Genomic DNA, 19,719 nt, shown 5'->3' with positions numbered 1-19,719 from the left:
TATAAGCAACGCATTTTTTTATTTAAGCTTTTAATTTCATTACAGTATCAGCATCGGGTGTTACATAAACAGTTTGCTGATTGTCGTACGTAACAAAACCAAGTTTTGCACCACTCGGTTTTTTCACATGGCGTATTTTGGTGAAATCAACAGGTACAGAACTAGACTCTTTTGCTTTACTGTAATAAGCAGCAATTTTGGCAGCTTCTAGTAAAGTTTCTTCAGCAGGTTCTAAAGAACGAATGACAACGTGAGAACCAGGTATATCTTTCGTATGTAACCAAATTTCATCACGACGGGCAAATTTCGTTGTTAAATAATCATTTTGTTTATTGTTTTTACCGACGAAAATCTCTGTGCCATCACTTGCTACATATTTATCTAATACTGGTTTAGTAGGCTTTTTCTTTCCGTTTTTCGTTTTACGATTGCGCATATAACCTTCTTCAGCTAATTCCTCACGAATTTCTTCAATATCTTTTGAAGAAGCAGCTTCCATTTGTTGAAGTAAGCTATCAAAATAAAGAATTTCTTCCTTTGTTTTTTCGATTTGTTCTTCTACAACAACAACGGAATTTTTCGCTTTTTGGTACTTTTGGAAATAGCGTTGTGCATTTTCAGATGGCGTTTTTAAAGGATCTAATGCGATCTTTACAGTTCCGCCATTTTCATCATAATAGTTAACGACTTCAATATCTTTATCGCCTTTTTTCAAAGCGTACATATTGGCTGTAAGTAGTTCTCCAAATAGTTGATATTTATCTGCTTTTCCAGCATCTTGTAATGTTTTTTCTAGTTTAATGAGTTTTTTCTCATTTTTATTTTTTTCGTTTTGCATAAAGCGCTCTAAATCATGAGCTTGTTGTTTTACACGGTCACGCTCTGCTTTTCCAAAAAAGAAACGGTCTAGCAATTCACTAACAGATGAGAATGTCTTGTCTTCTCCAGCTAAGTGCGCAAGAGGGAAAAGATAAAAGAATTCTTTCCCATTTGAAGTAGTCATTGTTGGTGAATATGTATGAGTTAATAATGGTTTTTGTATGGAGAAAAATGCGTCAGCTAATGCTTTTTCATTTACCATACCTGCTTTTTTCACTACTTCTTTTGCGAATAACGGTGATATTCCGGTAAAGGTTCCGACTAGCTGTTTATCCATGTTTCCAGATAGAAAGTCCAGCGGTCTAATAAATTCATCATTTGTTTCGATCTGAAGTGGGTTAATTTTATGTTGTGCTGGTGGTGCAATATATTCAGCTCCAGCGTATACAGTTCGATGTCGGTTTACTGCTAAGGAAACGTGTTTTAAGCTATCTAAAATATTGTTTGTTTTTGTGTCTACTAAAATGATGTTACTATGTCGTCCCATAATTTCAATTACTAATGTTTTTAGCGATTCATCACCAATTTCATTTCTGCTACGAACGGTAATTTGAATAATACGCTCTAAATCAATTTGTTCAATTTTTTCAATGAATCCACCTTCTAAATGCTTACGAAGAAGCATACAGAACATTGGCGGAAGTGCAGGTGAATCATAATTTTGATTTGTTAAGTGTAAACGTGCATATGTCGGATGAGCGGAAAGAATCAGTTTTTGATTTTTTCCGTTTGCTCGAATATGTAATAAAATCTCGTATTTTGAAGGTTGATATATTTTTGAAATTCTTCCCGTGTAAAGAGAATTTGCAATTTCATGTGTAATCGCTCTTGTAAATAATCCATCGAATGCCATAAATGAACACTCCTTTCTAACTAAAAGTTAATTATAGCATTTTTTTGGACGAGGCTGAATAAGCTTTCAATAGAGTATGTCTGGAATCAGGAGGTCGATAGCAGGATGAACTGGTATGGAATGCGTGCACATGAAGTGGAAGAAAGAACGAATACGAATGTGAAGGTTGGACTTACAGAGAAAGAAGCAGAAGGGCGAATAAAAAAATTTGGTACAAATGAACTAGATGAAGCAAAGAGGCCTTCTGCACTAATGGTATTTTTGGCGCAATTTAAAGATTTTATGGTGCTTGTTTTGTTTGGTGCAACAATCGTTTCGGCTTTTTTAGGGGAATACATTGATTCTATTGCGATTGTGGCAATTGTTATTATCAATGGTATTCTCGGATTTTTTCAAGAAAGAAAGGCTGAAAAGTCATTGGAAGCTTTAAAAGAGCTAGCCGCCCCGCAAGTAACTGTACTGCGAAATGGAAAGTGGGTAAAGGCACCGTCTAAAGCACTCGTTTTAGGTGATGTTATTAAATTTTCTAGTGGCGATCGTATTGGAGCTGATGTACGTCTTGTTGAGGCGTCGAGTTTATATATTGAAGAATCAGCTTTAACAGGAGAGTCAGTTCCAGTGCAGAAGAAAGTAGAAGCGTTGCAAGGGCAAGATGTTTCAATTGGTGATCAAAAAAATATGGCTTTTATGGGTACGATGATTACACGAGGGTCTGGAACAGGAGTCGTTGTAGCAACGGGTATGAATACAGCGATGGGCCAAATTGCAAATATGTTGCAAAATGCAGAGCAAATGGAAACACCATTGCAAAGAAGATTAGAGCAACTTGGAAAAATATTAATTATTGTGGCTCTTATTTTGACAGCGCTTGTCGTGTTAGCTGGTGTGTATCAAGGGAATGAAGTATATCATATGTTTTTAGCTGGCGTGTCGCTAGCTGTTGCTGCTATTCCAGAAGGGTTACCAGCAATCGTTACAGTAGCTTTATCGCTTGGTGTACAGCGTATGATAAAAAAGAGAGCAATTGTAAGGAAGTTACCAGCAGTAGAAACGTTAGGCTGTGCTTCTGTCATATGCTCTGATAAAACAGGAACGATGACGCAAAACAAAATGATGGTAACACATATGTGGTCAGGTGGAGAATTGTGGAAAGTGACAGGCCAAGGGTATGAACCTAATGGCTCTTTTATGAAAGGTGAAAAAGAAATTAATCCAGCTAAGACGAAATCACTTTATCAACTACTTACATTTGGTTCGCTATGTAATAACGCAAATATTATTCAAAAGAAAAAGGCGTATGTATTAGATGGAGATCCAACTGAGGGGGCGCTTGTAGCTGCAGCAATGAAAGCGGGGATAACGCGTGAGGCGCTGAAAGGGAAATTTGAAATTATTCGTGAATTTCCGTTTGATTCAACTCGAAAAATGATGAGTGTTATTGTACGAGATCGAGAGGGGAAAAAGTTTGTCGTTACGAAGGGAGCACCAGATGTCCTTCTGCAAATGAGTCAAACGATTTTATGGGGAGATAAGCAGCAACCATTAAGTGAGTTGTATAGAAAAGAAGTACAGGCGGCTATTCATAGTTTAGGTAGTCAAGCGCTGCGAACAATTGCAGTTGCATTTAAGCCATTAAAAGTAACTGATTCTACCGAACATGAAAGAGACGTTGAAAAGGATTTTATGTTAGTTGGGATACAAGGTATGATTGATCCGCCAAGACCAGAAGTAGAGCAGGCAGTAAAAGAGTGCAGAGAAGCTGGTATTCGAACAGTGATGATTACAGGGGATCATAAAGTGACTGCAATGGCGATTGCAGAACAATTAAGCATTTTACCACCAGGTGGACGCGTTGTTGAAGGGGTAGAACTCGCAACTATGGATGTAGAAGAATTAGAAAATGTTGTAGAAGATACGTATGTATTTGCTCGTGTATCACCAGAACATAAATTAAAAATTGTTAAGGCGTTGCAAAATAAAGGACATATAGTGGCGATGACAGGTGATGGAGTAAACGATGCTCCAGCTATAAAAACTGCGGATATTGGGATAGCGATGGGAATTACAGGGACAGATGTTGCAAAAGAAGCTTCATCTCTCGTATTGCTGGACGATAATTTCGCTACGATAAAATCAGCAATTAAAGAAGGTAGAAATATATACGAGAACATACGTAAGTTTATTCGTTATTTATTAGCATCGAACGTTGGAGAAATTTTGGTCATGTTATTTGCCATGTTACTTGCACTACCGCTGCCGATGGTTCCAATTCAAATTTTATGGGTGAATTTAGTTACTGACGGTTTACCGGCGATGGCGTTAGGTTTGGATAAGGCCGAGGGAGACGTGATGAAAAGAACGCCGCGTCATCCGAAAGAAGGGGTATTTGCTAGAGGGCTTGCCTGGAAAATTATAAGTCGTGGCTTTCTAATTGGGGCAGTGACGCTAGTAGCATTTATTATTGCGTATAATCAACATCCAAATGAACTGAAATATGCACAAACTGTAGCGTTTGCAACATTGGTACTTGCTCAGCTGATTCATGTATTTGATTGCCGAAGTGAGCATTCTGTTTTCCACCGCAATCCGTTTGGAAATGTGTATTTAGTAGGAGCGGTTATCATTTCATTACTACTCATGCTAGTCGTTATATATTATCCACCGTTACAACCGATTTTTAGCACGATGCCAATACAAGCGAGAGATTGGTTGTTAATTGGAGGGTTATCGTCAATTCCGACCTTCTTATTAGTAGGCTCTTTATTAACAGGGAAAAAGGGGAAGAAGGAAAAGCCAATATTATATAAGAAGGGATTAAACTTGAAATAGTCAATGATATGAAAATGTGATATAATTTACAGAAGGTAGTAGAGCCTTGTCTCTATTACCTTTTTCATTGAGTTATTTCATGGCTTGGATGTGATAAAAAATGATTTGTAGTATGACAGGATTTGGAAGATCGAAAGTAGAGAGTGATACTTTTCAAATTACAGTAGAAATGAAATCGGTGAACCACCGTTTTCTAGAGATGAGTATTCGACTACCGAAGCAAATGACGGTATTTGAAGACAAAATTCGTAAAATAATTGCACAGCAAGTTCGCCGTGGACGTATTGAAGTGTCTATTAGTATAGCGGGTGAAGGGCTTGTTGAAAGAAAATTAAGTGTGAATTGGTCGCTTCTTGAGCAGTACCAATCGATTATGGAAGATATAAAAGGAAAATTTCAATTACAAGATTCTATTACACTCGAGCAATTAATGGCAATGCCAGAAGTAACAGCGATTGAAGAGGTAGAAAACGTAAATGAACAATTTGAGAACAGTTTATATGAGGCTGTTCGCCAAGCTGCTCATATGTTAAAAACGATGAGAGATGGCGAAGGAGAACGATTACATAAAGATATAGCGTATCGCTTACAAGAGATTCATAATTGTGTAAATGCTATTATTCCGCATGCACCAATTGTTACACGAAAATATCGTGAACGATTAGAAAATCGCTTAAAGGAATTACATAATCAAGATCTAGATGAACAAAGATTGCTAACAGAAGTTGCAATCTTTGCTGAGCGTTGTGATATTCACGAAGAGTTAGTTCGTTTGCAAAGTCATTTAGAACAATTCCGTGAAACACTGCAGATTGAAGAGCCTGTTGGAAGGAAAATGGATTTCATCGTGCAAGAGATGCATAGAGAAATTAATACGATTGGTTCTAAGGCAAATGACTTAACAATTTCAAAATATGTTGTAGAAATGAAAAATAACCTTGAAAAAATTCGTGAACAAGTACAAAATATTGAGTAGCTTTCAAAAAATATATAAAGTTATACGTGGTGGAGAAATCGGATAGACTTACTAGGAGGCGCAAACTATGGCCATGCGGTTTTTAAATATTGGATACGGAAATATTGTATCTGCTCATCGAATTATTGCTATTGTAAGTCCGGAGTCAGCTCCTATTAAACGAACAGTACAGGAAGCACGCGAACATAATGCTTTGCTTGATGCTACGTATGGGAGAAAAACAAGGGCGGTTATTGTTATGGATGATGGGCATGTTGTATTAAGTCCAATTCAGCCAGAGACGATTGCACATCGTTTGAATAATAAAGAAGAGTTAAGTGAGGAAGGGTAGGTTTTACATATTTATGAGAAGTAGAAGAGGATTGCTCATCGTTCTTTCAGGACCTTCTGGGGTTGGTAAAGGAACGGTTCGAAAAGAGCTGTTTAGTCATGAGGATACACGTTTTCAGTACTCCATTTCAGTAACGACACGTAAGCCACGTGAAGGTGAAGTGGATGGTGTGGATTATTTCTTTAAAGAGAGAGAAGAATTTGAGGAAATGATTCGTAATGAAAAATTACTTGAGTGGGCTGAGTTCGTAGGTAATTATTACGGAACACCAATTGACTATGTTGAAAAAACATTACAAGAAGGAAAAGATGTATTCTTAGAAATTGAAGTGCAAGGAGCAATTCAAGTTAAGAAAGCTTTCCCAGAAGGTGTATTTATTTTCTTAGCACCTCCAAGTTTATCTGAACTAAAGAACCGAATTGTCGGTCGTGGTACAGAAACTGAAGATGTTATTGAAAATCGTTTAACGGTAGCGAAAGAAGAAATTGATATGATGGACGCTTACGACTACGTTGTAGAAAACGACCAAGTTGAACTAGCTTGTGAAAGAATTAAAGCAATTGTGGTTGGCGAACATTGCCGCCGCGAAAGAGTAGCAAAATATTATAAAGAAATGACGGAGGGTCTATAATTATGTTAAATCCATCAATTGATTCATTATTAACAAAAATCGATTCTAAATATACACTTGTAACAGTGGCTGCAAAACGTGCGCGCGAAATGCAACTTGCTAATAACTGTGTTGTAGAAAAACCAGTTTCTCATAAATGTGTAGGTAAAGCATTAGAAGAAATCGATATGGAAGCGTTAAGCTACGTACCAAGTGAAGATAAAGTAACTGAATAAGACTTTGTCTTCGACAATTTAAAACATAGACTTTATAATTTTCTATGTAACGGTAACAACCTATTTACAAGTAGGTTGTTATTTTTTTACGGTAGGGAAGAAATATTGATACTGATGAGCTGATAATCTTGTTTCAGTATTATAAGTTTGAAAAAGAAAGAGGACGAGCCATATGCTAAAAGGGAAAAAGATACTTTTATGTGTAACAGGGGGCATTGCGGTCTTTAAAGCGGCTGCGTTAACGAGTAAATTGACACAATCTGGTGCTATTGTAAAAGTAATGATGAGTGAGTCGGCAATGAAATTTGTTACACCTCTTACATTCCAAGCGCTTTCTCGCCATGATGTATATACGGATACATTCGATGAGAAAGACTCAGCTGTTATTGCTCATATCGATTTAGCAGATTGGGCAGATGTTGTACTTGTTGCACCTGCTACAGCCAATTGTATTGGAAAGTTAGCTAACGGTATTGCAGATGATATGATTACAACTACTTTGTTAGCTACTACAGCCCCAGTGTGGATTGCACCTGCTATGAATGTGCATATGTATGAAAATAAAATTGTTCAAAAAAATATGATGACGTTAAAAATGTTAGGATATACATTTATTGAGCCTGGAGAAGGTTTTTTAGCGTGTGGTTATGTAGCGAAAGGAAGATTAGAAGAACCTGAAGCGATTATCGCACGGTTAGAAGAGGCTTTTTCAGAACAAAAACCATTGCATGGAAAAAGAATATTAATAACTGCTGGTCCAACACGTGAAAAGATTGATCCAGTTCGTTTTATGACCAATTTTTCTTCTGGAAAAATGGGATACGCGATTGCGGAAGTGGCAGCGAACTTAGGCGCTGATGTTATACTCGTTTCGGGACCGACAGCATTACATCCACCATTACATGTAACTACGGTGCAAGTGGAATCTGCACAAGATATGTTAGAGGCGGTTATTCAACATTATGAAGACGTAGATGTTGTTATTAAAACAGCAGCAGTTGCAGATTATCGCCCGAAATACGTTCATGATAATAAAATGAAAAAGAAAAATGGCGATGCTGTAATTGAACTTGAGAGAACAGTAGATATTTTAAAAACGTTAGGTGAGATGAAAGACAAACAGTTACTTATCGGTTTTGCGGCTGAAACGACAAACGTAGAGGAATATGCAACGAAAAAATTACGTGAGAAAAATGCGAATATGATTGTTGCAAACGACGTAAAGGCGCAAGGAGCTGGATTTGGTACAGATACGAACATTGTAACAATGTATAGAAAAGATGGAGAAGTTATAGAGTTGCCACTTTTAACGAAGAAAGAGGTTGCTCGTGAAATATTAAAGCAAATTGAAATGATGTTAGAAGATGATCGTCTATGAAATTTGCAAGTGTAATTGTTGATGTACCTGCACGTCAGACAGATCGACCATTTGATTATATTATCCCTAAAAAATGGGAAGATATTGTCCAGACAGGCATGCGTGTAGTAGTTCCGTTTGGCCCAAGGAAATTGCAAGGTTTTATTATTGGGATTAAAGATTCGGTTGAAGTAGAAAGTAAGAAGTTAAAGACAATTCATGAAATTTTAGATGTAACACCCGTTTTAAATGAAGAGTTGTTAAAGCTAGGGTATTGGCTTACAAGTGAAACGTTATGTTATATGATTTCAGCTTTTCAAGTTATGCTTCCAACGGCGATAAAAGCAACATATAAAAAACGTCTACAACTTCGTAAACAAGAAGAAGTAGCACCTGAACTACTGTTTTTATTTCAGGACAAAGAAGCGATAGATTGGGAAGCGATTGAGACGCAGCCACAGCTATACCGCACGATTCAACAAGAAATTAAACATGGTACGATTGAAGTTGTTTATCAAGTAAAAGATAAAGTACAAAAGAAGAAACAAAGAGTCGTTCAACCGGAGTTGCCAGAAGATAAATTAGAATTAGCAGCATTTGAACTGAAAAGTAAAAAACAACAAGATGTCCTCTATTATTTTGTGGAAAATTATAAAAGTGTACCGTTGAAAGTAATAACAGAAGAGTTACAAATAACAGATGCTCCAATTAAAGCACTTGTTAAAAAGGGACTACTCTCAGAAAAGTATGTGGAAGTGTACCGAAATCCGTATGACGATGACGATTTTGAACAAACGAAACCATTCCCACTTACTGAGGAACAAAAGCAAGTTATTACACCGATTTTATCATCAATTACAAATGAAACTTACAATCCATTTTTACTATATGGTGTTACAGGAAGCGGAAAAACAGAAGTATATTTACAATCTATAGCAGCGGTGCTCGAGAAAGGAAAAGAAGCTATTGTACTTGTTCCTGAAATTGCACTAACGCCTCAGATGGTAGATCGTTTTAAAGGTAGATTTGGCTCACAAGTTGCAGTTCTTCATAGTGCGCTGTCTGTTGGAGAAAAATATGATGAATGGCGTAAGATTTTAAGAAAAGAAGTGAAAGTCGTAGTTGGTGCACGTTCAGCTGTATTTGCTCCTTTTGAAAATTTAGGGATTATTATCATTGATGAGGAACATGAATCGAGCTATAAGCAAGAAGATAATCCGAGGTATCATGCAAGGGATGTAGCTGTGTGGAGAGGACAATATCATAAATGCCCTATCGTTCTTGGTAGTGCAACACCGACGCTTGAATCGTTTGCAAGAGCGAAAAAAGGTGTGTATGAATTACTGACGATGGAAAAACGTATGAACGAACAAGCTTTACCGACAGTAGAGATTGTTGATATGCGTGAAGAACTTCGTGACGGGAATCGCTCCATGTTTTCAAAGGCACTGCATGAAAAAATAGCAGATCGGTTAGAAAAGAAAGAACAAATGGTGCTCTTTTTAAATAGAAGAGGTCATTCTACATTTGTTATGTGCCGTGATTGCGGGTACGTTGTACAATGTCCGCATTGTGATATCTCGCTGACATATCATAAAATGAATCATCGTTTAAAATGCCATTATTGCAGTTACGAAGAAAATATGCCGACTGCGTGTCCTGCTTGTCAAAGTACATACATTCGTTTCTTTGGTACAGGTACGCAAAAGTTAGAAGAAGAAATTACAAAACTATTTCCAGAGGCACGAGTCATTCGAATGGATGTAGATACGACGAGTCGTAAAGGGATGCATGAGAAATTATTAAAGGCGTTCGGGGAAGAAAAAGCAGATATATTACTTGGAACACAAATGATTGCAAAAGGGTTAGATTTTCCGAAAGTAACGCTTGTTGGTGTTTTAACTGCTGATACGATGCTTCATTTACCTGATTTCCGGGCGAGTGAAAAGACTTATCAGTTATTGACGCAAGTAAGTGGACGAGCAGGCCGACATGAATTGCCAGGGGAAGTTATAATTCAAACGTATACGCCAGAACATTATAGTATAGAGTTAGCAAAGAACCAACAATATGATGTGTTTTTTGATCAAGAAATGCAAATGAGGCGAACGAGACAATACCCACCTTATTACTATGTTGTACTTGTGACGGTATCTCATCCAGAATTATTAAAGGCAGTACAAGTGACGGAAAAAATTGTCGGTCATTTACGGACGCACTGTTCGCAGCAAACGATGGTGTTAGGACCGGTTGCTTCAGCAATTCCAAGGATAAAAGATAGATATCGTTATCAATGCATGATAAAATACAAACGGGAACCAAACTTAAAGAACGTGCTCAAAATGGTAAATGAACATTATCAAGCAGAAATGCAAAAAGAGCTACAAATCTCAATTGATTTTAATCCAACAATGTTAATGTAGCGGAGGGAAATATGGCAGTTTTAGAAATAGTAAAGCATCCAAATGAAGTGTTAGAAACACCGTGTGAAAGAGTAATTAACTTTGATAAAAAGTTAGTGAAATTGTTGAAAGATATGCATGAAACAATGTTAATTGCGGACGGAGTCGGTTTAGCTGCGCCTCAAGTAGGGGTAAGCTTGCAAGTGGCGGTAGTTGATATCGGTGATGATACTGGGAAAATTGAGTTAATCAATCCATCGATATTAGAAAAACGTGGTGAACAAGTAGGTCCCGAAGGCTGTTTAAGCTTCCCGGGACTTTATGGTGAAGTGGAACGTGCGGATTATATTAAAGTGCGTGCGCAAAATCGTCGAGGCAAAGTATTTTTACTAGAAGCAGAGGGTTTTTTAGCGCGTGCAATTCAACATGAAATCGATCATTTACACGGTGTGTTATTTACATCGAAAGTGACAAGATATTATGAGGAAAATGAATTAGAATAGGTATTAAAAGGAGCGTTTTTTAAATGATAAAAGTAGTATTTATGGGAACACCGGACTTTTCAGTGCCGGTGCTTCGTCGTCTTATTGAAGATGGCTATGATGTAATAGGTGTTGTTACGCAACCAGATCGTCCGGTAGGCAGAAAAAAAGTATTAACACCTACACCTGTTAAAGTGGAAGCAGAAAAGCATGGTATTCCGGTGTTACAGCCGTTAAGAATTCGTGAAAAAGACGAATATGAAAAAGTATTGGCATTAGAGCCAGATTTAATTGTAACAGCTGCGTTCGGTCAAATTGTACCAAATGAAATTTTAGAAGCACCGAAGTATGGATGTATTAACGTCCACGCTTCTTTACTTCCTGAACTTCGTGGTGGTGCACCAATCCATTATGCAATTATGGAAGGGAAAGAAAAAACAGGTATTACAATTATGTATATGGTAGAAAAATTGGATGCTGGTGATATTTTAACGCAAGTAGAAGTGGAAATTGAAGAGCGTGAAACGACAGGCTCGTTATTTGATAAGTTAAGTGAAGCAGGGGCACATCTTCTATCTAAAACAGTACCTTTACTAATTCAAGGTAAGTTAGAACCAATTAAACAAAACGAGGAAGAAGTAACGTTTGCATATAATATAAAACGTGAGCAAGAGAAAATTGATTGGACAAAAACAGGTGAAGAAGTATACAATCACATTCGCGGATTGAATCCATGGCCAGTTGCTTATACAACTTTAGCAGGACAAGTTGTTAAAGTATGGTGGGGAGAAAAAGTACCTGTAACGAAATCAGCTGAAGCAGGTACGATTGTTGCGATCGAAGAAGATGGTTTCGTTGTAGCAACTGGTAATGAAACGGGTGTTAAAGTTACAGAATTGCAACCTTCTGGTAAAAAGCGTATGAGCTGTTCACAATTTTTACGTGGAACAAAACCTGAAATTGGAACGAAGTTAGGAGAAAATGCATGAGACAAAATGTTCGTGAATTAGCTCTTGATGGTTTAATTCAAGTAGAAAAAAGTGGTGCATACAGTAACTTACTTTTAAATAATCTAATTGAAAAAAGTACAATTGATAGAAAAGATATTGGTTTATTAACTGAGATTGTATATGGAACAATCCAACGTCGTGATACATTAGATTATTATTTACAGCCTTTTTTAAAAAAGAAAGTTGAAGCGTGGGTAAGAGTATTACTTCGCTTATCTTTATATCAAATGATTTATTTAGACCGAGTGCCTGAAAGAGCGGCTATTCATGAAGCCGTTGAGATTGCAAAGCGTCGCGGGCATAAAGGAATTGCTGGTATGGTGAACGGTGTATTACGTTCGATTCAAAGAGAAGGTGTACCTTCTGTAGATGAAATCAAAGATCCAGTAGAACGTTTGGCAATTGCAACGAGTCATCCAATTTGGCTTGTCCAAGAGTGGACTTCAGAATATGGTTTAGAAACTGCTGAGAAAATGTGTGAAGTGAACATGTTACCGCCTGTACCAACAGCGCGTGTAAATGTTGATAAAATAACAGTAGAAGAAGCAATTGCATTATTAGCTAGTGAAGGTATAGAAGCGAAGCGTGGCGATTTGTCAGATGATGCAATTCAAATTGAAAAAGGGAATGTAGCGCACACAGATGCGTTTAAAAAAGGTTTTCTTTCTATTCAAGATGAAAGTTCTATGCTGGTAGCACGTGCCTTAGAACCAGATGAGGGAGATGTAGTTCTTGATAGTTGTGCTGCTCCAGGTGGAAAAACAACACATATCGCAGAGCGATTAAAAGGAACTGGTCAAGTCATGTCCCTTGATTTACATGCACACAAAGTACGTTTAATTAAACAACAAGCAGAGCGACTTGGTCTAGGAAATGTCGAAACAAAGGCATTAGATGCTAGAAAAGTGCAAGAACATTTTGCAAATGAAACGTTTGATAAAATATTAGTAGATGCCCCATGTTCTGGATTTGGTGTAATTAGACGTAAGCCTGATATTAAGTTAGGTAAAGATAAAGGCGATAGTGAAAGATTATCGACGATCCAACTTGCAATACTAGAAAAAATCGCACCGTTATTAAAACAAGGTGGTCGCCTTGTTTATAGTACGTGCACAATTGAAAAAATAGAAAATGAACAAGTAATAGAACGATTTTTACAAGAGCATCCTGAGTTTGAGTGGGATACTACGATAAAAGAGCGTATGCCAGAAAAGTTAAGTCCGTATATTGATGAAGGTCAAGTACAAATTTTACCGCATTATTTTGCAACAGATGGCTTTTATATTGCTTGTTTAAGGAAGAAGGTGTAGCATCGTGGAAACGACTGTGAGAAAACAAAAGAAAAATTTAGAAACGAAAAAACCATCAATTTACTCTTTACAACTTCATGAAATGCAAGATTGGTTAAAGGAGCAAGGAGAACCAAAGTTCCGTGCTGGACAAATTTTTGATTGGTTATATAAAAAACGTGTAAAAAATTATGAGGATATGTCAAACCTTTCTAAAGGATTGCGTGAAAAATTGTCGAATTCCTTTGATATTACTACTTTAAATACATTAGTAAAACAAACGTCTTCGGATGGAACAATTAAATTCTTATTCCAATTATATGATGGATATTCTATTGAAACGGTATTAATGCGACATGAATATGGAAATTCCATTTGTGTAACAACACAAGTAGGTTGTCGTATTGGGTGTACGTTCTGTGCTTCAACGCTTGGCGGTTTAAAGCGAAACTTAGAAGCTGGAGAAATTGTAGCACAAGTAGTAGAAGTGCAACGTGCACTTGATGAATCAGAAGAACGTGTAAGTTCTCTTGTCGTTATGGGAATTGGAGAACCATTTGATAACTATGATAATTTAATGGGATTCTTACGCATCATTAATCATGAAAAAGGACTTCATATTGGTGCGAGACATATGACAGTTTCGACAAGTGGAATCATCCCGAAAATTTATAAGTTCGCTGAAGAAGATTTACAAATTAATTTTGCGATTTCACTGCATGCTCCAAACTCAGAATTACGTTCAAAATTAATGCCGATTAACCGTGCTTATAAGCTACCAGATTTGATGGAAGCTATTAAATACTATGTAAATAGAACAGGGCGTCGTATTACTTTTGAATATGGACTATTTGGAGGCGAAAATGACCAAGTTGAGCACGCTGAAGAGCTTGCTGCGCTCTTGAAAGGTGTAAAATGTCATGTGAACTTAATTCCGGTAAACTACGTACCTGAACGTGATTATGTACGTACGCCACGTGAACAAATTTTCTTATTTGAAAAAACGTTAAAAGATCGTGGAGTAAATGTAACGATTCGCCGTGAACAAGGTCATGATATTGATGCAGCCTGCGGTCAGTTGCGTGCGAAGGAGCGCAAAGAAGAGACGAGGTGACGAGATGAAAGCCGTGTTTCTATCAGATAAAGGAAAAGTTCGTCAACATAATGAAGATAGTGCAGGAGTTTTTCATAATTTAGATGGAAATATTTTAGCGGTAGTAGCAGATGGAATGGGAGGTCATCGAGCTGGTGATGTAGCTAGCTCGATGACCATTCAATTATTCCATGATTATTGGAAGCAAACGCATAATATGAACGAGCCAAAAAAAGTAGAAGAGTGGTTACATACTAGCGTGGGGATTATTAATGAGCGTATATATGAATACTCTAAGCAACATGTAGAATGTAATGGTATGGGAACAACACTTATAATAGCGATTTGTACACCAAATTTTGTGACGATAGGTCATATAGGAGATAGTCGTTGTTATATGGTATCAGAGGGGGAAATCTCGCTTGTAACGGAAGATCACTCACTTGTCAATGAACTTGTGAGACATGGTGAAATTTCAAAAGAAGACGCAGAATATCACCCGAAAAAGAATGTTTTGTTAAGGGCATTAGGAACAGAAGAGAAAGTCGGATTAGATGTGAAAACATTAGTGCTAGAGGAAGATGATCAGTTACTTCTTTGCTCTGATGGACTATCTAACAAAGTTTCTATTGCTGATATGCAACAAGTTTTACAGTTAAATGAACAGCTAGAAACTAAGGGACAACGTCTCATTCAATTGGCGAATGATCGTGGCGGGGAAGATAATATCACCCTTGTTCTCATTGATTATGCGGGTTCGACAAACGAAAGTAGGTGAAGTGCAACGTGCTGATTGGAAAACGCTTAAATGACCGTTATAAGCTACTGAAAATGATTGGTGGCGGTGGAATGGCCAATGTGTATTTAGCTCATGATGATATACTAGGCCGAGATGTAGCGGTGAAAATATTAAGACTCGACTATTCAAATAACGAAGAGTTTATTAAACGTTTCCATCGAGAAGCGCAGTCTGTTACAACGTTGTCGCATCCAAATATTGTGAATATGTATGATGTCGGAGAAGAAGATGGTATATATTATCTTGTAATGGAGTATGTACCAGGACAAACATTGAAGCAATACATAATTGAGCGAGGAATGTTACCGATAGGAGAAGCTCTTGATATTATGGAGCAGTTAACATCCGCCATGGCACACGCCCATCATTTTGAAATTGTGCACCGCGATATTAAACCGCACAATATTTTAATTCGAGCTGATGGAGTAATAAAAGTAACAGATTTTGGAATTGCGACAGCTACAAGTGCAACAACAATTACACATACAAATTCAGTACTCGGTTCGGTGCATTACTTATCACCAGAACAAGCACGTGGCGGGATAGCAAATAAACAATCAGATATTTATTCCCTAGGGATTGTTATGTTTGAGTTGTTAACAGGAAGACAACCATTTTCTGGAGAATCTGCTGTTGCTATAGCTTTAAAACATTTACAAAGTGAAATTCCGTCTCCAAAAAGATGGAATGAAAGTATTCCGCAAAGTGTCGAAAATATTATATTAAAGGCAACTGCGAAAGATCCGTTTCATCGATATCAATCTGCTAATGCGATGAAACGAGATATTGAAACTGCGCTATATCCAGAGAGGATAAATGAGCAGCCATTTTACATACCGGAAGATATGGAAGCGACAAAAGCGATTCCGGTTATTCAACAGGAACAATTATTCGAAAATGTAACTGATGAAACAATTGTTTTACAAGGAAGTAAAGTGGATGAACAGGCAAGAAAAGAAGATGAGGATTTAAATAAGAAGAAAAAACGAAGTAATAAATGGCTCAAAGTTTTAATTACAACATTTTTACTTTTAGCGATCGGAATAACGTTAGCCCTTACTGTTATTCCAGGATTCTTTATTCCAAAAGATGTAAAAGTCCCTGATGTGGCTGGTATGAAATATACGACCGCAGTAAATACATTAGTTGAAAAGGGTTTTGAGGTTACGGAACCTAATATTGTATATACAGATGATGTTGAAACCGGTGATGTTATAAAAACAGACCCTGTGGCAGGAAGAGTCGTGAAAGAAAACTCTAAAATTACTATCTATCAATCAGGTGGGAAAAAGAAAAGTAAGATGATTGATTTCACAGGAAAAGATTTAGAGAGTATAAGAACAGAGTTAGAAGAGAAATATAAACAAGTTACAGTATATTATATTGAAGATGATAGGCCAAAAGGTGCAATCGTAGAGCAATTTCCGACGTCTGACCAAATGGTGGTAGAGGCCGAGCAAGAACTGAAAATCTGGGTGAGTAAAGGTCCTTATCAAATTAGACCGGGTGATTTTTCAAGGTGGACTGAAAATAGTGCAACTGGTTATCTGAATGAGAGAAAACTAACTCCAGATATAAAACGAGAGTATTCTGATACTGTTGATAAAGGACTTGTAATTTCGCAATCTCCAAAACCAGGAACGCCGTTAAAAGAAGGAGATAAAGTGACGATTGTTATTTCAGATGGTCCTAAGCCGAAAGTAACGAAAACAGTGAAAGTGGATAATATTTCTATTCCGTATGAGTCTTCTATAATAGGTGAGAAAAAACCGCAAACGATAGAAATTTATAAAGAAGATATGCAACAAAAAATGGATAGACCAATTGAAACTAGAACAATTTCAGAGTCGGCAACTATTTCATTAGAATTTGTAATTCAAGAAGGTACAAAAGGACATTATAAAATTGTACGAGATGGTGTAACGATTATTGACAAAGAAGTACCATACCCAACTCAATAATAATGAATTCCATTTTATCTCCAAAGAGAATGGAATGTATTACTTCTGCCTGTTATGCTGTCTACATATAGTGGACTGTATAACAGGCAAAAATATATGATTCAAAAAGATATAAAAGTGATACTGTTATAAATAATATTTTAAATTTGATGGTAGATTAAATATATTAATGTATATATATGACGGGTTTTGAAATCTTTATTTAAAGAATGATAATCCATTCAATAGGAATTCCAGCTTCACTTTATACAGAATAAAGGAGAATTATATGCCAGAAGGAAAAATTGTAAAAGCTCTAAGTGGATTTTATTATGTGCAGCATGAAGAAGGGATTACACAATGTCGCGGGCGTGGTGTGTTTAGAAAAAATAAAATTACACCACTGGTAGGAGACCAAGTTGTTTTTCAGGCTGATAATCCGAGTGAAGGATACGTGCTTGAAGTATTTGATCGAAAAAATGAACTTGTCAGGCCTCCTATTGCTAATGTTGATCAAGCGATACTCGTATTTTCTGCAGTAGAACCAGATTTTAATCCGGGACTGTTAGATCGATTTTTAGTGCTGATTGAATATCATAACATTAAGCCGATTATTTGCATTAGTAAGATGGATTTAGTGGATGAAAAAATGAGAGAGACTGTTGAATCTTATGCAAATGACTATCGTGAGATGGGATATGATGTATTATTTACTTCTATAAATACATCGGAAAGTATTGACATTTTAAAACCATTCTTAGAAGGTTGTGTTTCCGTCGTTGCGGGGCAATCTGGTGTTGGAAAATCTTCTATGCTTAACGTCTTACGTCCAGAATTAGAACTGAAAACGAATGATATTTCCTCACATTTAGGACGCGGGAAACATACGACAAGACACGTAGAATTAATTGCGATTGGAAGCGGACTAGTTGCAGATACACCTGGTTTTAGTTCACTCGATTTCATAGATATAGAGGTAGAAGATCTTACATATTGTTTTCCAGAGTTGAAAGAAGCGAGCCAATACTGTAAATTTAGAGGGTGTACACATCTTTCTGAACCGAAATGCGCTGTGAAGGCTGCGGTTGAAGAGGGGAAGATTACAGAATATCGTTATAAGAATTACAAACAATTTGTAGAAGAAATTAGAGAGAGAAAGCCGAGGTATTAGTTATGATTAAAATTGCACCATCGATCTTATCAGCAGATTTTTCAAAATTAGGGGAAGAGATTAAAGATGTAGAAAAAGGCGGAGCGGATTACATTCACGTCGATGTAATGGATGGACATTTCGTACCAAATATTACGATTGGACCATTAATTGTAGAAGCAATTCGTCCGATCACATCGTTACCGTTAGATGTACATTTAATGATTGAAAATCCTGATAACTATATCCCGACTTTCGCAAAAGCGGGAGCGGATATTATTACTGTTCATGTAGAGGCGTGCCCTCATTTGCATCGTACAATTCAGTTAATTAAATCTCATGGCATTAAAGCAGGAGTTGTATTAAATCCGCATACGCCAGTTTCAGTGATTGAGCATGTATTAGAAGATATTGATATGGTATTACTTATGACAGTAAACCCTGGATTTGGTGGGCAGAAATTTATCCATTCTGTATTACCGAAAATTAAACAAGTTGCAGAAATGGTTAAAGAGCGCAATCTAGAAGTAGAAATTGAAGTTGATGGTGGTGTAAACGCTGAAACAGCAAGACTTTGTGTAGAAGCAGGAGCAAATGTACTTGTAGCTGGGTCAGCAGTATACAATCAAAAAGACCGCGGTGAAGCAATTCGTGTCATTCGTGGATAATGAATGAACGAGTCTTTATCCCAGTGAATCTTCTAGTGTAGTAAGTTTTCACTATTTATAAAGGGTAGAGAAAAAATATATAAAAAGGCAATCTACCGAATGGCAGATTGCCTTTTTACAATAGAAGGGGAAGGAAACATGATTATTCATATTTTAGCGGGAGGACCCGCGGAATATTGTGCAGATTTTTCTTCATATGAAAATGAGAAAGTAGTGTGGGCGGCAGTTGATAGAGGAGTATATCGTTTATTAAAAAGAGGTATTACTCCTGCTGTTGCGTTTGGAGATTATGACTCGGTTACGGAAGAAGAATTAGCATGGATGGGGCAACAAACAAATGATTTACATATTGTTCCTCGTGAAAAAGATCAAACTGATTTAGAAATTGCGATTAACTGGGCGTTAGAACAAAAGCCGGCACTCATTCGTATTTTTGGTGCTACTGGCGGAAGACTTGATCACGGTTTAGCGAATATACAAATGCTTTTAAAAGGATTAGAAGTAGGAATAGAGATGTGTATTGTAGACAATCAAAATGAAATAAGTGTAAAAAGAGTAGGTACACATATAATTGAAGAAAATAAAAATTTCCCTTATGTATCTTTTGTGCCTGTTACTGAAATAGTGGAAGGGATTACATTACTTGGTTTTAAATATCCTCTAACGAATAAAAAAATAGAGTGGGGATCCACACTTTGTATTAGTAATGAACTCGTTGAGGAAAAAGGTACTTTTTCATTTACTTCTGGCATATTAATGGTGATAAGAAGCACTGATTAAAGAAACAATTTTGCTCCTTACATCATATAGTGACC

The 19,719-nt window shown here is 36.9% G+C and carries 17 protein-coding genes; 16 read left to right on the top strand and 1 reads right to left on the bottom strand.

The features are described 5' to 3' along the window. Positions 1–22: 22 nt before the first annotated feature. Entirely contained in the window at positions 23–1,732 is a 1,710-nt protein-coding gene (locus tag ACTFR9_RS11470; protein ID WP_000863254.1) for an Rqc2 family fibronectin-binding protein, read from the bottom strand. A 105-nt stretch (positions 1,733–1,837) separates the two neighbouring features. Between ACTFR9_RS11470 and ACTFR9_RS11465 the strand changes: the two genes are divergently transcribed. The 16 genes from ACTFR9_RS11465 (at position 1,838) to ACTFR9_RS11390 (ending at position 19,684) form a co-directional block, all read left to right on the top strand. Beyond that, on the top strand, positions 1,838–4,561 hold the full coding sequence (locus ACTFR9_RS11465) for a calcium-translocating P-type ATPase, SERCA-type (RefSeq protein ID WP_001104748.1): 2,724 nt from the start codon (positions 1,838–1,840) through the stop codon (positions 4,559–4,561). A 100-nt stretch (positions 4,562–4,661) separates the two neighbouring features. Then, entirely contained in the window at positions 4,662–5,537 is an 876-nt protein-coding gene (locus ACTFR9_RS11460; protein WP_229136217.1) for a YicC/YloC family endoribonuclease, read from the top strand. Between the two features lie 67 nt (positions 5,538–5,604). Further along, positions 5,605–5,868 (top strand): extracellular matrix/biofilm regulator RemA, encoded by a 264-nt coding sequence (gene remA, locus ACTFR9_RS11455; protein ID WP_001251458.1) that lies wholly within the window; start codon positions 5,605–5,607, stop codon positions 5,866–5,868. A gap of 13 nt (positions 5,869–5,881) precedes the next feature. Next, positions 5,882–6,499 (top strand): guanylate kinase, encoded by a 618-nt coding sequence (gene gmk / locus ACTFR9_RS11450; protein WP_001257738.1) that lies wholly within the window; start codon positions 5,882–5,884, stop codon positions 6,497–6,499. Between the two features lie 2 nt (positions 6,500–6,501). Further along, positions 6,502–6,714 (top strand): DNA-directed RNA polymerase subunit omega, encoded by a 213-nt coding sequence (rpoZ, locus tag ACTFR9_RS11445; RefSeq protein ID WP_000933970.1) that lies wholly within the window; start codon positions 6,502–6,504, stop codon positions 6,712–6,714. 172 nt (positions 6,715–6,886) lie between these two features. Beyond that, a complete protein-coding gene (gene coaBC / locus ACTFR9_RS11440; protein ID WP_229136216.1) occupies positions 6,887–8,092 on the top strand; it encodes a bifunctional phosphopantothenoylcysteine decarboxylase/phosphopantothenate--cysteine ligase CoaBC in 1,206 nt (401 codons plus the stop codon). Beyond that, positions 8,089–10,494: a primosomal protein N' gene (priA, locus tag ACTFR9_RS11435; RefSeq protein ID WP_229136215.1), complete on the top strand. Its 2,406-nt coding sequence runs from the start codon at positions 8,089–8,091 to the stop codon at positions 10,492–10,494. The genes coaBC and priA overlap by 4 nt, the downstream gene beginning before the upstream one ends. Positions 10,495–10,505: 11 nt before the next feature. Continuing rightward, complete coding sequence (gene def, locus ACTFR9_RS11430; protein ID WP_000279468.1) at positions 10,506–10,976, top strand: peptide deformylase; 471 nt, start codon at positions 10,506–10,508, stop codon at positions 10,974–10,976. A gap of 23 nt (positions 10,977–10,999) precedes the next feature. Then, the gene (gene fmt, locus ACTFR9_RS11425; protein WP_000598791.1) at positions 11,000–11,944 is read left to right on the top strand and encodes a methionyl-tRNA formyltransferase; all 945 of its coding nucleotides are present in this window, start codon (positions 11,000–11,002) and stop codon (positions 11,942–11,944) included. Continuing rightward, the gene (gene rsmB, locus ACTFR9_RS11420; RefSeq protein WP_001249672.1) at positions 11,941–13,275 is read left to right on the top strand and encodes a 16S rRNA (cytosine(967)-C(5))-methyltransferase RsmB; all 1,335 of its coding nucleotides are present in this window, start codon (positions 11,941–11,943) and stop codon (positions 13,273–13,275) included. The genes fmt and rsmB overlap by 4 nt, the downstream gene beginning before the upstream one ends. Before the next feature lie 4 nt (positions 13,276–13,279). Beyond that, positions 13,280–14,368, top strand: coding sequence for a 23S rRNA (adenine(2503)-C(2))-methyltransferase RlmN (gene rlmN / locus ACTFR9_RS11415; RefSeq protein WP_000450543.1), 1,089 nt, complete (start codon positions 13,280–13,282; stop codon positions 14,366–14,368). A 4-nt stretch (positions 14,369–14,372) separates the two neighbouring features. Continuing rightward, entirely contained in the window at positions 14,373–15,125 is a 753-nt protein-coding gene (locus tag ACTFR9_RS11410) for a Stp1/IreP family PP2C-type Ser/Thr phosphatase (RefSeq protein ID WP_000648696.1), read from the top strand. Between the two features lie 8 nt (positions 15,126–15,133). After that, complete coding sequence (gene prkC / locus ACTFR9_RS11405) at positions 15,134–17,107, top strand: serine/threonine protein kinase PrkC (protein WP_000904766.1); 1,974 nt, start codon at positions 15,134–15,136, stop codon at positions 17,105–17,107. A gap of 268 nt (positions 17,108–17,375) precedes the next feature. Next, a complete protein-coding gene (rsgA, locus tag ACTFR9_RS11400; protein ID WP_001113936.1) occupies positions 17,376–18,257 on the top strand; it encodes a ribosome small subunit-dependent GTPase A in 882 nt (293 codons plus the stop codon). A 2-nt stretch (positions 18,258–18,259) separates the two neighbouring features. Beyond that, positions 18,260–18,904 (top strand): ribulose-phosphate 3-epimerase, encoded by a 645-nt coding sequence (rpe, locus tag ACTFR9_RS11395; RefSeq protein ID WP_000589966.1) that lies wholly within the window; start codon positions 18,260–18,262, stop codon positions 18,902–18,904. A 99-nt stretch (positions 18,905–19,003) separates the two neighbouring features. Continuing rightward, positions 19,004–19,684 (top strand): thiamine diphosphokinase, encoded by a 681-nt coding sequence (locus ACTFR9_RS11390; protein ID WP_001998094.1) that lies wholly within the window; start codon positions 19,004–19,006, stop codon positions 19,682–19,684. Positions 19,685–19,719 lie beyond the last annotated feature (35 nt).

This window comes from Bacillus cereus group sp. MYBK222-1 (assembly GCF_051916425.1).
GTDB classification, from domain to species: Bacteria; Bacillota; Bacilli; order Bacillales; family Bacillaceae_G; genus Bacillus_A; species Bacillus_A paranthracis.
Note: the sequence above shows the minus strand (reverse complement) of the source record. Positions and strands in the feature narration are given on the sequence as shown.

Bases quoted from the DNA above. Each gene is read 5' to 3' on its own strand.
- ACTFR9_RS11470 (WP_000863254.1), bottom strand. From the start codon at position 1,732: ATGGCATTCGATGGATTATTTACAAGAGCGATTACACATGAAATTGCA.
- ACTFR9_RS11465 (WP_001104748.1), top strand. From the start codon at position 1,838: ATGAACTGGTATGGAATGCGTGCACATGAAGTGGAAGAAAGAACGAAT.
- ACTFR9_RS11460 (WP_229136217.1), top strand. From the start codon at position 4,662: ATGATTTGTAGTATGACAGGATTTGGAAGATCGAAAGTAGAGAGTGAT.
- remA (WP_001251458.1), top strand. From the start codon at position 5,605: ATGGCCATGCGGTTTTTAAATATTGGATACGGAAATATTGTATCTGCT.
- gmk (WP_001257738.1), top strand. From the start codon at position 5,882: ATGAGAAGTAGAAGAGGATTGCTCATCGTTCTTTCAGGACCTTCTGGG.
- rpoZ (WP_000933970.1), top strand. From the start codon at position 6,502: ATGTTAAATCCATCAATTGATTCATTATTAACAAAAATCGATTCTAAA.
- coaBC (WP_229136216.1), top strand. From the start codon at position 6,887: ATGCTAAAAGGGAAAAAGATACTTTTATGTGTAACAGGGGGCATTGCG.
- priA (WP_229136215.1), top strand. From the start codon at position 8,089: ATGAAATTTGCAAGTGTAATTGTTGATGTACCTGCACGTCAGACAGAT.
- def (WP_000279468.1), top strand. From the start codon at position 10,506: ATGGCAGTTTTAGAAATAGTAAAGCATCCAAATGAAGTGTTAGAAACA.
- fmt (WP_000598791.1), top strand. From the start codon at position 11,000: ATGATAAAAGTAGTATTTATGGGAACACCGGACTTTTCAGTGCCGGTG.
- rsmB (WP_001249672.1), top strand. From the start codon at position 11,941: ATGAGACAAAATGTTCGTGAATTAGCTCTTGATGGTTTAATTCAAGTA.
- ACTFR9_RS11410 (WP_000648696.1), top strand. From the start codon at position 14,373: ATGAAAGCCGTGTTTCTATCAGATAAAGGAAAAGTTCGTCAACATAAT.
- rsgA (WP_001113936.1), top strand. From the start codon at position 17,376: ATGCCAGAAGGAAAAATTGTAAAAGCTCTAAGTGGATTTTATTATGTG.
- rpe (WP_000589966.1), top strand. From the start codon at position 18,260: ATGATTAAAATTGCACCATCGATCTTATCAGCAGATTTTTCAAAATTA.
- ACTFR9_RS11390 (WP_001998094.1), top strand. From the start codon at position 19,004: ATGGCAGATTGCCTTTTTACAATAGAAGGGGAAGGAAACATGATTATT.